A 13609-nucleotide genomic window follows, 5' to 3' on the forward strand; every position below is an offset into this window, starting at 1 on the left:
TACGCTTAATGTGATGCTGGCCGTCAGCGAAGAGGGATTGATCGAAGAGATGATCATCGCGCTGCTGGCCTCACCGCAGCTGGCAGTCTTCTTTGAAAAATTCCCACGACTGAAGGCGGCAATCACTGATGATGTTCCCCGCTGGCGTGAGGCGCTGCGCAGTCGGCTGAAAGATGCCCGAGTCCCGCCGGAACTCACCGAAGAGGTGATGTGCTATCAGCAAAGCCAGCTCCTCTCCACGCCGCAGTTTATTGTGCAGCTACCACAGATCCTGGACTTACTGCATCGTCTGAATTCCCCATGGGCAGAACAAGCCCGACAGTTGGTTGATGCTAACAGCACGATCACTTCAGCGTTACACACGCTTTTTCTCCAGCGCTGGCGTTTAAGTCTGATCGTGCAAGCAACGACGTTAAATCAGCAGCTATTAGAAGAAGAACGCGAACAACTGTTGAGTGAAGTTCAGGAACGCATGACGCTGAGCGGGACAACTTGAACCGATTCTCGCAGATAACAATACCGCAGCTGGTCGTCTGTGGGATATGAGCGCCGGTCAGCTTAAACGTGGCGACTATCAGTTGATTGTGAAATACGGTGAATTTCTTAACGAACAGCCGGAACTGAAACGCCTGGCAGAACAGCTGGGGCGTTCCCGGGAAGCCAAATCAATACCGCGCAACGATGCGCAGATGGAAACCTTCCGCACCATGGTGCGCGAACCGGCGACGGTTCCTGAGCAGGTTGATGGTCTGCAACAAAGCGATGATATTTTACGTCTCTGCCGCCAGAACTGGCGACACTAGGGATAACGGAACTGGAGTATGAGTTTTACCGTCGGCTGGTGGAAAAACAGTTGCTCACCTATCGCCTGCACGGTGAGTCGTGGCGTGAAAAAGTGATCGAACGCCCGGTGGTGCATAAAGATTACGACGAACAGCCGCGCGGGACCGTTTATTGTCTGTGTGGATACTTCCGGCTCAATGGGCGGCTTTAATGAACAGTGTGCGAAAGCGTTCTGCCTGGCCTTGATGCGCATTGCTCTCGCTGAAAACCGGCGCTGCTATATTATGCTATTTTCCACCGAGATCGTCCGTTATGAGCTTTCAGGCCCACAAGGCATCGAACAAGCAATCCGTTTTTTAAGCCAGCAGTTTCGTGGCGGCACCGATCTTGCCAGTTGTTTTCGCGCCATTATGGAACGCTTGCAAAGCAGGGAATGGTTTGATGCCGATGCGGTGGTGATTTCTGATTTTATCGCCCAGCGGTTGCCTGACGACGTGACGAGTAAAGTGAAAGAGCTGCAGCGGGTACATCAGCATCGCTTTCATGCCGTGGCGATGTCGGCACACGGCAAACCCGGCATCATGCGCATTTTCGATCATATCTGGCGCTTTGATACCGGGATGCGAAGCCGCCTGCTCAGACGCTGGCGGCGATAAATTATTACAGCAGAGAAGGGACGCTCTCGCGAACAGCTGCCGGCCATACACCACACTGAACCTGGCCGATATGCGGCAGTTGCAGCAGCAGCATGGTCAAACGAGACTGCCCGATACCGCCGCCGATGGTCTGCGGCATTTCACCGCGCAGCAGCGCCTGATGCCACTCCAGCTGCAGGCGATCTTCGTCACCGGTCAGCGCCAGCTGATGCTTCAGCGTGTCGGCATCCACGCGGATCCCCATGGAAGAAAGCTCAAACGCATCTTCCAGTACCGGGTTCCATACCAGAATATCGCCGTTCAGACCCGCATGGCCCAGCTCTGACGGGGTGCTCCAGTCATCATAATCCGGTGCGCGCACGTCGTGACGATGACCATCACTCAACTTGCCGCCAATCCCGACGAGGAATACCGCGCCAAGATCTTTCGCAATCGCCCGCTCACGCCCTTTGGCATCGAGATCCGGATAACGAGACAGTAACTCCTGGCTGTGTACGAAGTGGATCTGATCCGGCAGGAACGGTGCCAGGCCAAACTCTTCGCTAACCGCAGCTTCGGTTGCTTTAATTCCCGCCCAGATCGCCTCTACCGTGCTTTTCAGAGTCGAGAATTGACGCTCACCGTCGCCCATTACGCGTTCCCAGTCCCACTGGTCAACATAGACCGAGTGCAACGGAGAAAGACGGTCTTCATCGGGGCGAAGGGCTTTCATGTGCGTGTACAGCCCTTCGCCCGCGCTGAAGTCGTGTTGCCCTAAGGTCTGACGTTTCCACTTCGCCAGTGAATGAACCACTTCGAACTGGGCATCAGGCAGAGCTTTCACTTTTACCTGCACCGCTTTTTCACAGCCCGACAAGTTATCCTGCGTGCCATCCCCCACACGGCTAAGAATCGGCGCCTGGACTTCATCAGCCCCAGACGTTCTTCCAGTTGACGAGAAAAGTGAGATTTCACGAAGCTAATTTGACGTTGTTTGGCAATGTAAGCGGTTTTCATTTTTTATACTCCTGCGTCCTGTTGCTTATGATTAAGCAACAAAAACCGACACACATGCAATAATCATTCAATAAAAAGCCTAACTCACTTTTGATTCATTAAAAAAGAAGGCTAAAATAGAATGAATCATCAATCCGCATAAGAAAATCCTATGGAAAATTATCTGATCGACAATCTGGACCGTGGCATCCTGGAAGCATTAATGGGCAATGCGCGCACCGCTTACGCCGAACTGGCGAAACAATTTGGCGTCAGTCCGGGGACGATTCACGTTCGAGTAGAGAAAATGAAGCAGGCGGGGATCATTACCGGGGCGCGTATTGATGTCAGCCCGAAGCAGCTCGGTTATGACGTAGGCTGCTTTATCGGCATTATATTAAAGAGCGCCAAAGACTACCCTTCCGCGCTGGCAAAGCTGGAAAGCCTTGATGAAGTCACTGAAGCCTATTACACAACCGGCCACTACAGCATCTTTATAAAAGTGATGTGCCGTTCGATCGATGCTCTCCAGCATGTACTTATCAACAAGATCCAAACAATTGATGAAATTCAGTCCACCGAGACATTGATCGTCCTGCAAAACCCGATCATGCGTACCATCAAGCCCTGATCGGCTTTTTTAATCCCATACTTTTCCACAGGTAGATCCCAACGCGTTCACAGCGTACAATACGCCACTCTTAATAAAGGTGGCGGTTTATGGCAGATATCACTCTTATCAGCGGCAGCACCCTCGGCGGTGCCGAATATGTAGCAGAACACCTGGCTGAAAAGCTGGAAGAGGCGGGTTTTACCACCGAAACGCTGCACGGTCCGCTGTTGGAAGATTTATCTGCCTCGGGGATCTGGCTGGTTATCAGCTCCACCCACGGTGCCGGAGATATTCCGGACAACCTTTCTCCTTTCTATGAAGCATTGCAGGAACAGAAGCCCGATCTTTCTGCGGTCCGCTTTGGCGCAATCGGTATTGGTAGTCGTGAATATGACACCTTTTGTGGGGCTATCGATAAACTCGAGGCAGAACTCAAAAATTCCGGTGCAAAACAGACAGGCGAAACACTGAAGATCAACATTCTTGATCACGACATTCCGGAAGATCCGGCAGAAGAATGGCTGGGATCGTGGATTAATTTACTCAAATAAGTATACAGATCGTGCGATCTACTGTGGATAACTCTGTCAGGAAGCTTGGATCAACCGGTAGTTATCCAAAGAACAACGGTTGTTCAGTTTTTGAGTTGTGTATAACCCCTCATTCTGATCCCAGCTTATACGGTCCAGGATCACCGATCATTCACAGTTAATGATCCTTTCCAGGTTGTTGATCTTAAAAGCCGGATCCTTGTTATCCACAGGGCAGTGCGATCCTAATAGAGATCACAATAGAACAGATCTCTAAATAAATAGATCTTCTTTTTAATACCCAGGATCCCAGGTCTTTCTCAAGCCGACAAAGTTGAGTAGAATCCACGGCCCGGGCTTCAATCCATTTTCATACCGCGTTATGCGAGGCAATCACCATGTTTTATCCGGATCCTTTTGACGTCATCATCATTGGCGGGGGTCATGCAGGCACCGAGGCCGCGATGGCCGCGGCGCGTATGGGTCAACAGACTCTGCTTTTGACACACAATATCGACACTCTGGGGCAGATGAGCTGCAACCCGGCGATCGGCGGTATTGGGAAGGGACATCTGGTAAAAGAAGTGGATGCACTCGGCGGTCTGATGGCGAAAGCGATCGATCAGGCGGGTATCCAGTTTAGGATACTAAACGCAAGCAAGGGACCGGCGGTTCGCGCTACCCGAGCTCAGGCGGATCGTGTGCTCTACCGTCAGGCGGTACGTACGGCGCTGGAGAACCAACCGAACCTGATGATCTTCCAGCAGGCGGTTGAAGATCTTATTGTCGAAAACGATCGCGTGGTCGGTGCTGTTACCCAAATGGGACTGAAGTTCCGTGCCAAAGCCGTCGTGCTCACCGTTGGGACGTTCCTCGACGGTAAAATTCATATCGGTCTGGATAATTACAGCGGTGGCCGTGCTGGTGATCCGCCGTCCATTCCGCTTTCTCGCCGTTTGCGTGAACTGCCGCTGCGCGTTGGTCGTCTGAAAACCGGGACACCACCGCGTATTGATGCTCGAACCATCGACTTTAGCGTGCTGGCGCAACAGCATGGCGATAACCCAATGCCGGTATTCTCGTTTATGGGCAATGCGTCCCAGCATCCCCAGCAGGTGCCGTGTTATATCACTCATACCAACGAGAAAACCCATGATGTGATCCGCAGTAACCTCGATCGTAGCCCAATGTACGCAGGGGTGATCGAAGGTGTCGGCCCACGCTACTGCCCGTCGATCGAAGACAAAGTCATGCGCTTCGCCGACAGAAATCAGCATCAGATCTTCCTTGAACCGGAAGGGCTGACCTCTAACGAAATTTATCCGAACGGTATCTCCACCAGCCTGCCGTTCGATGTGCAGATGCAAATCGTCCGCTCCATGCAGGGGATGGAAAACGCGAAGATCGTGCGTCCGGGTTATGCCATTGAGTATGACTTCTTCGATCCACGCGACCTGAAACCGACGCTGGAGAGCAAGTTTATCCAGGGGCTGTTCTTTGCTGGTCAGATTAACGGCACTACCGGTTACGAAGAAGCCGCTGCGCAAGGTTTGCTGGCTGGTCTTAACGCTGCCCGTCTGTCTGCTGACAAAGAAGGTTGGGCTCCGGCGCGTTCTCAGGCGTATCTCGGCGTACTGGTTGATGACCTGTGCACTTTAGGAACCAAAGAACCGTATCGTATGTTTACCTCGCGCGCAGAATATCGTCTGATGCTGCGCGAAGATAATGCGGATCTGCGTTTGACTGAAATCGGTCGTGAACTGGGCCTGGTGGATGACGAACGTTGGGCGCGCTTTAACGAGAAACTTGAGAATATCGAGCGTGAGCGTCAGCGTCTGAAATCGACCTGGGTAACCCCGTCGGCGGAAGCTGCAGCCGAAGTGAATGCTCACCTGACTGCGCCGCTTTCCCGTGAAGCCAGTGGTGAAGATCTGCTGCGTCGTCCGGAAATGACTTATGAAAAATTAACCACGCTGACGCCGTTTGCCCCTGCGTTGACAGACGAACAGGCGGCGGAACAGGTTGAGATTCAGGTTAAATACGAAGGTTATATCGCGCGCCAGCAAGATGAGATCGAAAAGCAGCTGCGTAACGAGAACACCCTGCTACCCGCGACGCTGGATTACCGCCAGGTATCCGGTCTTTCTAACGAAGTGATCGCCAAACTTAACGATCACAAACCGGCCTCTATCGGCCAGGCTTCGCGTATTTCTGGCGTCACGCCTGCGGCCATCTCCATTCTGCTGGTGTGGCTGAAAAAACAGGGTATGCTGCGTCGTAGCGCATAACGCATTAAAAATGCCTGGTAAGCACCCGCTTACCAGGCAACGCATCAAGAACAGGTAATCACCGTGCTCAACAAACTCTCCTTACTGCTGAAAGACGCAGGTATTTCGCTTACCGATCACCAGAAAAACCAGCTTATTGCCTACGTGAATATGCTGCATAAATGGAATAAAGCGTACAACCTGACTTCGGTCCGCGATCCTAATGAGATGCTGGTACGCCATATTCTCGATAGCATTGTGGTGGCACCGTATCTGCAAGGTGAACGGTTTATCGATGTCGGCACCGGACCGGGACTGCCTGGCATTCCACTCTCTATCGTGCGTCCTGAAGCCCATTTCACTCTGTTGGATAGCCTTGGTAAACGCGTGCGTTTCCTTCGTCAGGTGCAACATGAGCTTAAACTGGAGAATATTGAGCCAGTACAGAGCAGGGTAGAAGAGTTTCCTTCAGAGCCGCCATTTGATGGCGTAATTAGCCGCGCTTTTGCCTCTCTGAACGATATGGTGAGCTGGTGCCACCATCTTCCTGGTGAGCAAGGCCGTTTCTACGCGCTGAAAGGGCAAATGCCGGAAGATGAAATCGCTTTGTTGCCCGAAGAATATCAGGTCGAATCAGTGGTTAAACTTCAGGTTCCAGCCCTGGATGGCGAACGTCATCTGGTGGTGATTAAAGCAAATAAAATTTAATTTTTATCAAAAAAATCATAAAAAATTGACCGGTTAGACTGTTAACAACAACCAGGTTTTCTACTGATATAACTGGTTACATTTAACGCCACGTTCACTCTTTTGCATCAACAAGATAACGTGGCTTTTTTTGGTAAGCAGAAAATAAGTCATAAGTGAAAATATCAGTCTGCTAAAAATCGGCGCTAAGAACCATCATTGGCTGTTAAAACATTATTAAAAATGTCAATGGGTGGTTTTTGTTGTGTAAATGTCATTTATTAAAACAGTATCTGTTTTTAGACTGAAATATCATAAACTTGCAAAGGCATCATTTGCCAAGTAAATAAATATGCTGTGCGCGAACATGCGCAATATGTGATCTGAAGCACGCTTTATCACCAGTGTTTACGCGTTATTTACAGTTTTTCATGATCGAACAGGGTTTGCAGAAAAGTCGCAATTGTATGCACTGGAAAAATATTTAAACATTTATTCACCTTTTGGCTACTTATTGTTTGAAATCACGGGGGCGCACCGTATAATTTGACCGCTTTTTGATGCTTGACTCTAAGCCTTAAAGAAAGTTTTATACGACACGCGGCATACCTCGAAGGGAGCAGGAGTGAAAAACGTGATGTCTGTGTCGCTCGTGAGTCGAAACGTTGCTCGGAAGCTTCTGCTCGTTCAGTTACTGGTGGTGATAGCAAGTGGATTGCTGTTCAGCCTCAAAGACCCCTTCTGGGGCGTCTCTGCAATAAGCGGGGGCCTGGCAGTCTTTCTGCCTAACGTTTTGTTTATGATATTTGCCTGGCGTCACCAGGCGCATACACCAGCGAAAGGCCGGGTGGCCTGGACATTCGCATTTGGCGAAGCTTTCAAAGTTCTGGCGATGTTGGTGTTACTGGTGGTGGCGTTGGCGGTTTTAAAGGCGGTATTCTTGCCGCTGATCGTTACGTGGGTTTTGGTGCTGGTGGTTCAGATACTGGCACCGGCTGTAATTAACAACAAAGGGTAAAAGGCATCATGGCTTCAGAAAATATGACGCCGCAGGATTACATAGGACACCACCTGAATAACCTTCAGCTGGACCTGCGTACATTCTCGCTGGTGGATCCACATAACCCCCCAGCCACCTTCTGGACAATCAATATTGACTCCATGTTCTTCTCGGTGGTGCTGGGTCTGTTGTTCCTGGTTTTATTCCGTAGCGTAGCCAAAAAGGCGACCAGCGGTGTGCCAGGTAAGTTTCAGACCGCGATTGAGCTGGTGATCGGCTTTGTTAATGGTAGCGTGAAAGACATGTACCATGGCAAAAGCAAGCTGATTGCTCCGCTGGCCCTGACGATCTTCGTCTGGGTATTCCTGATGAACCTGATGGATTTACTGCCTATCGACCTGCTGCCGTACATTGCTGAACATGTACTGGGTCTGCCTGCACTGCGTGTGGTTCCGTCTGCGGACGTGAACGTAACGCTGTCTATGGCACTGGGCGTATTTATCCTGATTCTGTTCTACAGCATCAAAATGAAAGGCATCGGCGGCTTCACGAAAGAGTTGACGCTGCAGCCGTTCAATCACTGGGCGTTCATTCCTGTCAACTTAATCCTTGAAGGGGTAAGCCTGCTGTCCAAACCAGTTTCACTCGGTTTGCGACTGTTCGGTAACATGTATGCCGGTGAGCTGATTTTCATTCTGATTGCTGGTCTGTTGCCGTGGTGGTCACAGTGGATCCTGAATGTGCCGTGGGCCATTTTCCACATCCTGATCATTACGCTGCAAGCCTTCATCTTCATGGTTCTGACGATCGTCTATCTGTCGATGGCGTCTGAAGAACATTAATTTACCAACACTACTACGTTTTAACTGAAACAAACTGGAGACTGTCATGGAAAACCTGAATATGGATCTGCTGTACATGGCTGCCGCTGTGATGATGGGTCTGGCGGCAATCGGTGCTGCGATCGGTATCGGCATCCTCGGGGGTAAATTCCTGGAAGGCGCAGCGCGTCAACCTGATCTGATTCCTCTGCTGCGTACTCAGTTCTTTATCGTTATGGGTCTGGTGGATGCTATCCCGATGATCGCTGTAGGTCTGGGTCTGTACGTGATGTTCGCTGTCGCGTAGTAAGCGTTGCTTTTATTTAAAGAGCAATATCAGAACGTTAACTAAATAGAGGCATTGTGCTGTGAATCTTAACGCAACAATCCTCGGCCAGGCCATCGCGTTTGTCCTGTTCGTTCTGTTCTGCATGAAGTACGTATGGCCGCCATTAATGGCAGCCATCGAAAAACGTCAAAAAGAAATTGCTGACGGCCTTGCTTCCGCAGAACGAGCACATAAGGACCTTGACCTTGCAAAGGCCAGCGCGACCGACCAGCTGAAAAAAGCGAAAGCGGAAGCCCAGGTAATCATCGAGCAGGCGAACAAACGCCGCTCGCAGATTCTGGACGAAGCGAAAGCTGAGGCAGAACAGGAACGTACTAAAATCGTGGCCCAGGCGCAGGCGGAAATTGAAGCCGAGCGTAAACGTGCCCGTGAAGAGCTGCGTAAGCAAGTTGCTATCCTGGCTGTTGCTGGCGCCGAGAAGATCATCGAACGTTCCGTGGATGAAGCTGCTAACAGCGACATCGTGGATAAACTTGTCGCTGAACTGTAAGGAGGGAGGGGCTGATGTCTGAATTTATTACGGTAGCTCGCCCCTACGCCAAAGCAGCTTTTGACTTTGCCGTCGAACACCAAAGTGTAGAACGCTGGCAGGACATGCTGGCGTTTGCCGCCGAGGTAACCAAAAACGAACAAATGGCAGAGCTTCTCTCTGGCGCGCTTGCGCCAGAAACGCTCGCCGAGTCGTTTATCGCAGTTTGTGGTGAGCAACTGGACGAAAACGGTCAGAACCTGATTCGGGTAATGGCTGAAAATGGTCGTCTTAACGCGCTCCCGGATGTTCTGGAGCAGTTTATTCACCTGCGTGCCGTGAGTGAGGCTACCGCTGAGGTAGACGTCATTTCCGCTGCCGCACTGAGTGAACAACAGCTCGCGAAAATTTCTGCTGCGATGGAAAAACGTCTGTCACGCAAAGTTAAGCTGAATTGCAAAATCGATAAGTCTGTAATGGCAGGCGTTATCATCCGAGCGGGTGATATGGTCATTGATGGCAGCGTACGCGGTCGTCTTGAGCGCCTTGCAGACGTCTTGCAGTCTTAAGGGGACTGGAGCATGCAACTGAATTCCACCGAAATCAGCGAACTGATCAAGCAGCGCATTGCTCAGTTCAATGTTGTGAGTGAAGCTCACAACGAAGGTACTATTGTTTCTGTAAGTGACGGTGTTATCCGCATTCACGGCCTGGCCGATTGTATGCAGGGTGAAATGATCTCCCTGCCGGGTAACCGTTACGCTATCGCACTGAACCTCGAGCGCGACTCTGTAGGTGCGGTTGTTATGGGTCCGTACGCTGACCTTGCCGAAGGCATGAAAGTTAAGTGTACTGGCCGTATCCTGGAAGTTCCGGTTGGCCGTGGCCTGCTGGGCCGTGTGGTTAACACTCTGGGTGCACCAATCGACGGTAAAGGTCCGCTGGATCACGACGGCTTCTCTGCTGTAGAAGCAATCGCTCCGGGCGTTATCGAACGTCAGTCCGTAGATCAGCCGGTACAGACCGGTTATAAAGCCGTTGACTCCATGATCCCAATCGGTCGTGGTCAGCGTGAATTGATCATCGGTGACCGTCAGACCGGTAAAACCGCACTGGCTATCGATGCCATCATCAACCAGCGCGATTCCGGTATCAAATGTATCTATGTCGCTATCGGCCAGAAAGCGTCCACCATTTCTAACGTGGTACGTAAACTGGAAGAGCACGGCGCACTGGCTAACACCATCGTTGTGGTAGCAACCGCGTCTGAATCCGCTGCACTGCAATACCTGGCACCGTATGCCGGTTGCGCAATGGGCGAATACTTCCGTGACCGCGGTGAAGATGCGCTGATCATTTACGATGACCTGTCTAAACAGGCTGTTGCTTACCGTCAGATCTCCCTGCTGCTCCGTCGTCCGCCAGGACGTGAAGCATTCCCGGGCGACGTATTCTACCTCCACTCTCGTCTGCTGGAGCGTGCTGCGCGTGTTAACGCCGAATACGTTGAAGCCTTCACCAAAGGTGAAGTGAAAGGGAAAACCGGTTCTCTGACCGCGCTGCCGATTATCGAAACTCAGGCGGGTGACGTTTCTGCGTTCGTTCCGACCAACGTAATCTCCATTACCGATGGTCAGATCTTCCTGGAAACCAACCTGTTCAACGCCGGTATTCGTCCTGCGGTTAACCCGGGTATTTCCGTATCCCGTGTTGGTGGTGCAGCACAGACCAAGATCATGAAAAAACTGTCCGGTGGTATCCGTACCGCTCTGGCACAGTATCGTGAACTGGCAGCGTTCTCTCAGTTTGCATCCGACCTTGACGATGCAACACGTAAGCAGCTTGACCACGGTCAGAAAGTGACCGAACTGCTGAAACAGAAACAGTATGCGCCGATGTCCGTTGCGCAACAGTCTCTGGTTCTGTTCGCAGCAGAACGTGGTTACCTGGCGGATGTTGAACTGTCGAAAATCGGCAGCTTCGAAGCCGCTCTGCTGGCTTACGTCGACCGTGATCACGCTCCGTTGATGCAAGAGATCAACCAGACCGGTGGCTACAACGACGAAATCGAAGGCAAGCTGAAAGGCATCCTCGATTCCTTCAAAGCAACCCAATCCTGGTAACGTCTGGCGGCTTGCCTTAGGGCAGGCCGCAAGGCATTGAGGAGAAGCTCATGGCCGGCGCAAAAGAGATACGTAGTAAGATCGCAAGCGTCCAGAACACGCAAAAGATCACTAAAGCGATGGAGATGGTCGCCGCTTCCAAAATGCGTAAATCGCAGGATCGCATGGCGGCCAGCCGTCCTTATGCAGAAACCATGCGCAAAGTGATTGGTCACCTTGCACACGGTAATCTGGAATATAAGCACCCTTACCTGGAAGACCGCGACGTTAAACGCGTGGGCTACCTGGTGGTGTCGACCGACCGTGGTTTGTGCGGTGGTTTGAACATTAACCTGTTCAAAAAACTGCTGGCGGAAATGAAGACCTGGACCGACAAAGGCGTTCAATGCGACCTCGCAATGATCGGCTCGAAAGGCGTGTCGTTCTTCAACTCCGTGGGCGGCAATGTTGTTGCCCAGGTCACCGGCATGGGGGATAACCCTTCCCTGTCCGAACTGATCGGTCCGGTAAAAGTGATGTTGCAGGCCTACGACGAAGGCCGTCTGGACAAGCTTTACATTGTCAGCAACAAATTTATTAACACCATGTCTCAGGTTCCGACCATCAGCCAGCTGCTGCCGTTACCGGCATCAGATGATGATGATCTGAAACATAAATCCTGGGATTACCTGTACGAACCCGATCCGAAGGCGTTGCTGGATACCCTGCTGCGTCGTTATGTCGAATCTCAGGTTTATCAGGGCGTGGTTGAAAACCTGGCCAGCGAGCAGGCCGCCCGTATGGTGGCGATGAAAGCCGCGACCGACAATGGCGGCAGCCTGATTAAAGAGCTGCAGTTGGTATACAACAAAGCTCGTCAGGCCAGCATTACTCAGGAACTCACCGAGATCGTCTCGGGGGCCGCCGCGGTTTAAACAGGTTATTTCGTAGAGGATTTAAGATGGCTACTGGAAAGATTGTCCAGGTAATCGGCGCCGTAGTTGACGTCGAATTCCCTCAGGATGCCGTACCGCGCGTGTACGATGCTCTTGAGGTGCAAAATGGTAATGAGCGTCTGGTGCTGGAAGTTCAGCAGCAGCTCGGCGGCGGTATCGTGCGTACCATCGCAATGGGTTCCTCCGACGGTCTGCGTCGCGGTCTGGATGTAAAAGACCTCGAACACCCGATCGAAGTCCCGGTAGGTAAAGCGACTCTGGGCCGTATCATGAACGTACTGGGTGAACCGGTCGACATGAAAGGCGAGATCGGTGAAGAAGAGCGTTGGGCGATTCACCGCGCAGCACCTTCCTACGAAGAGCTGTCAAACTCTCAGGAACTGCTGGAAACCGGTATCAAAGTTATCGACCTGATGTGTCCGTTCGCTAAGGGCGGTAAAGTTGGTCTGTTCGGTGGTGCGGGTGTAGGTAAAACCGTAAACATGATGGAGCTTATTCGTAACATCGCGATCGAGCACTCCGGTTACTCTGTGTTTGCGGGCGTAGGTGAACGTACTCGTGAGGGTAACGACTTCTACCACGAAATGACCGACTCCAACGTTATCGACAAAGTATCCCTGGTGTATGGCCAGATGAACGAGCCGCCGGGAAACCGTCTGCGCGTTGCTCTGACCGGTCTGACCATGGCTGAGAAATTCCGTGACGAAGGTCGTGACGTTCTGCTGTTCGTTGACAACATCTATCGTTACACCCTGGCCGGTACGGAAGTATCCGCACTGCTGGGCCGTATGCCTTCAGCGGTAGGTTATCAGCCGACCCTGGCGGAAGAGATGGGCGTTCTGCAGGAACGTATCACCTCCACCAAAACTGGTTCTATCACCTCCGTACAGGCGGTATACGTACCTGCGGATGACTTGACTGACCCGTCTCCGGCAACCACCTTTGCGCACCTTGACGCAACCGTGGTACTGAGCCGTCAGATCGCGTCTCTGGGTATCTACCCGGCCGTTGACCCGCTGGACTCCACCAGCCGTCAGCTGGACCCGCTGGTGGTTGGTCAGGAACACTACGACACCGCGCGTGGCGTTCAGTCCATCCTGCAACGTTATCAGGAACTGAAAGACATTATCGCCATCCTGGGTATGGATGAACTGTCTGAAGAAGACAAACTGGTGGTAGCGCGTGCTCGTAGATCCAGCGCTTCCTGTCCCAGCCGTTCTTCGTGGCAGAAGTATTCACCGGTTCTCCGGGTAAATACGTCTCCCTGAAAGACACCATCCGTGGCTTTAAAGGCATCATGGAAGGCGAATACGATCACCTGCCGGAGCAGGCGTTCTACATGGTCGGTTCCATCGAAGAAGCTGTGGAAAAAGCCAAAAAACTTTAACGCCTTAATCGGAG

Annotated in this window: 16 protein-coding genes and 1 pseudogene; 16 read left to right on the forward strand and 1 reads right to left on the reverse strand. The window is 51.8% G+C overall.

Annotated features, from left to right (window positions below; translation table 11 throughout):
- Positions 1–13: 13 nt before the first annotated feature.
- Genes ACYVF7_RS59930 through ACYVF7_RS59945 form a run of 4 tightly spaced genes read left to right on the forward strand, consistent with a single transcriptional unit; the run spans position 14 to position 1439 of the window.
- Positions 14–496: a hypothetical protein gene (locus ACYVF7_RS59930; RefSeq protein ID WP_460358845.1), complete on the forward strand. Its 483-nt coding sequence runs from the start codon at positions 14–16 to the stop codon at positions 494–496.
- Between the two features lie 46 nt (positions 497–542).
- On the forward strand, positions 543–803 hold the full coding sequence (locus tag ACYVF7_RS59935) for a hypothetical protein (protein WP_460358847.1): 261 nt from the start codon (positions 543–545) through the stop codon (positions 801–803).
- 38 nt (positions 804–841) lie between these two features.
- Entirely contained in the window at positions 842–994 is a 153-nt protein-coding gene (locus ACYVF7_RS59940; protein ID WP_460358849.1) for a hypothetical protein, read from the forward strand.
- On the forward strand, positions 963–1439 hold the full coding sequence (locus tag ACYVF7_RS59945; protein WP_460358850.1) for a VWA domain-containing protein: 477 nt from the start codon (positions 963–965) through the stop codon (positions 1437–1439). Before ACYVF7_RS59940 ends, ACYVF7_RS59945 begins: the two co-directional genes overlap by 32 nt.
- Positions 1440–1443: 4 nt before the next feature.
- Here ACYVF7_RS59945 and asnA read toward each other — a convergent pair whose 3' ends face one another.
- A complete protein-coding gene (gene asnA, locus ACYVF7_RS59950) occupies positions 1444–2388 on the reverse strand; it encodes an aspartate--ammonia ligase (protein WP_460358943.1) in 945 nt (314 codons plus the stop codon).
- 198 nt (positions 2389–2586) lie between these two features.
- Here asnA and asnC point away from each other — a divergent pair, with 198 nt between their 5' ends.
- From asnC to atpD, 12 genes and pseudogenes are all read left to right on the forward strand, one after another.
- The gene (gene asnC / locus ACYVF7_RS59955) at positions 2587–3045 is read left to right on the forward strand and encodes a transcriptional regulator AsnC (RefSeq protein WP_000432970.1); all 459 of its coding nucleotides are present in this window, start codon (positions 2587–2589) and stop codon (positions 3043–3045) included.
- Between the two features lie 89 nt (positions 3046–3134).
- Positions 3135–3578 carry an FMN-binding protein MioC gene (gene mioC, locus ACYVF7_RS59960; RefSeq protein WP_000763742.1) on the forward strand — a complete coding sequence of 148 codons (444 nt, stop codon included), beginning with the start codon at positions 3135–3137 and terminating at the stop codon, positions 3576–3578.
- Between the two features lie 377 nt (positions 3579–3955).
- Positions 3956–5845 carry a tRNA uridine-5-carboxymethylaminomethyl(34) synthesis enzyme MnmG gene (gene mnmG / locus ACYVF7_RS59965; protein ID WP_000499788.1) on the forward strand — a complete coding sequence of 630 codons (1890 nt, stop codon included), beginning with the start codon at positions 3956–3958 and terminating at the stop codon, positions 5843–5845.
- 63 nt (positions 5846–5908) lie between these two features.
- Positions 5909–6532, forward strand: coding sequence for a 16S rRNA (guanine(527)-N(7))-methyltransferase RsmG (gene rsmG / locus ACYVF7_RS59970; RefSeq protein ID WP_000932839.1), 624 nt, complete (start codon positions 5909–5911; stop codon positions 6530–6532).
- 604 nt (positions 6533–7136) lie between these two features.
- Positions 7137–7529: a F0F1 ATP synthase subunit I gene (gene atpI, locus ACYVF7_RS59975; RefSeq protein ID WP_000800243.1), complete on the forward strand. Its 393-nt coding sequence runs from the start codon at positions 7137–7139 to the stop codon at positions 7527–7529.
- 23 nt (positions 7530–7552) lie between these two features.
- Positions 7553–8353, forward strand: a complete 801-nt coding sequence (atpB, locus tag ACYVF7_RS59980) for a F0F1 ATP synthase subunit A (RefSeq protein ID WP_001816555.1) — start codon at positions 7553–7555, stop codon at positions 8351–8353.
- 46 nt (positions 8354–8399) lie between these two features.
- Entirely contained in the window at positions 8400–8639 is a 240-nt protein-coding gene (gene atpE, locus ACYVF7_RS59985) for a F0F1 ATP synthase subunit C (protein ID WP_000429386.1), read from the forward strand.
- Between the two features lie 61 nt (positions 8640–8700).
- The gene (gene atpF / locus ACYVF7_RS59990) at positions 8701–9171 is read left to right on the forward strand and encodes a F0F1 ATP synthase subunit B (protein ID WP_001052219.1); all 471 of its coding nucleotides are present in this window, start codon (positions 8701–8703) and stop codon (positions 9169–9171) included.
- A 14-nt stretch (positions 9172–9185) separates the two neighbouring features.
- Positions 9186–9719 carry a F0F1 ATP synthase subunit delta gene (gene atpH, locus ACYVF7_RS59995; protein WP_001288587.1) on the forward strand — a complete coding sequence of 178 codons (534 nt, stop codon included), beginning with the start codon at positions 9186–9188 and terminating at the stop codon, positions 9717–9719.
- Positions 9720–9731: 12 nt separating this feature from the next.
- Positions 9732–11273: a F0F1 ATP synthase subunit alpha gene (gene atpA, locus ACYVF7_RS60000; RefSeq protein WP_001176745.1), complete on the forward strand. Its 1542-nt coding sequence runs from the start codon at positions 9732–9734 to the stop codon at positions 11271–11273.
- A gap of 50 nt (positions 11274–11323) precedes the next feature.
- The gene (gene atpG / locus ACYVF7_RS60005) at positions 11324–12187 is read left to right on the forward strand and encodes a F0F1 ATP synthase subunit gamma (RefSeq protein ID WP_000896498.1); all 864 of its coding nucleotides are present in this window, start codon (positions 11324–11326) and stop codon (positions 12185–12187) included.
- Positions 12188–12213: 26 nt separating this feature from the next.
- A pseudogene (atpD, locus tag ACYVF7_RS60010) lies at positions 12214–13595 on the forward strand (F0F1 ATP synthase subunit beta).
- Positions 13596–13609: the final 14 nt, after the last annotated feature.

This window comes from Actinoallomurus acanthiterrae (assembly GCF_054775715.1).

What these genes read in the sequence shown, in the direction of transcription:
- ACYVF7_RS59930 (WP_460358845.1), top strand. Translation starts at nt 14, where the DNA reads ATGCTGGCCGTCAGCGAAGAGGGATTGATCGAAGAGATGATCATCGCG.
- ACYVF7_RS59935 (WP_460358847.1), top strand. Translation starts at nt 543, where the DNA reads ATGAGCGCCGGTCAGCTTAAACGTGGCGACTATCAGTTGATTGTGAAA.
- asnC (WP_000432970.1), top strand. Translation starts at nt 2,587, where the DNA reads ATGGAAAATTATCTGATCGACAATCTGGACCGTGGCATCCTGGAAGCA.
- mioC (WP_000763742.1), top strand. Translation starts at nt 3,135, where the DNA reads ATGGCAGATATCACTCTTATCAGCGGCAGCACCCTCGGCGGTGCCGAA.
- mnmG (WP_000499788.1), top strand. Translation starts at nt 3,956, where the DNA reads ATGTTTTATCCGGATCCTTTTGACGTCATCATCATTGGCGGGGGTCAT.
- atpB (WP_001816555.1), top strand. Translation starts at nt 7,553, where the DNA reads ATGACGCCGCAGGATTACATAGGACACCACCTGAATAACCTTCAGCTG.
- atpE (WP_000429386.1), top strand. Translation starts at nt 8,400, where the DNA reads ATGGAAAACCTGAATATGGATCTGCTGTACATGGCTGCCGCTGTGATG.
- atpH (WP_001288587.1), top strand. Translation starts at nt 9,186, where the DNA reads ATGTCTGAATTTATTACGGTAGCTCGCCCCTACGCCAAAGCAGCTTTT.
- atpA (WP_001176745.1), top strand. Translation starts at nt 9,732, where the DNA reads ATGCAACTGAATTCCACCGAAATCAGCGAACTGATCAAGCAGCGCATT.
- atpG (WP_000896498.1), top strand. Translation starts at nt 11,324, where the DNA reads ATGGCCGGCGCAAAAGAGATACGTAGTAAGATCGCAAGCGTCCAGAAC.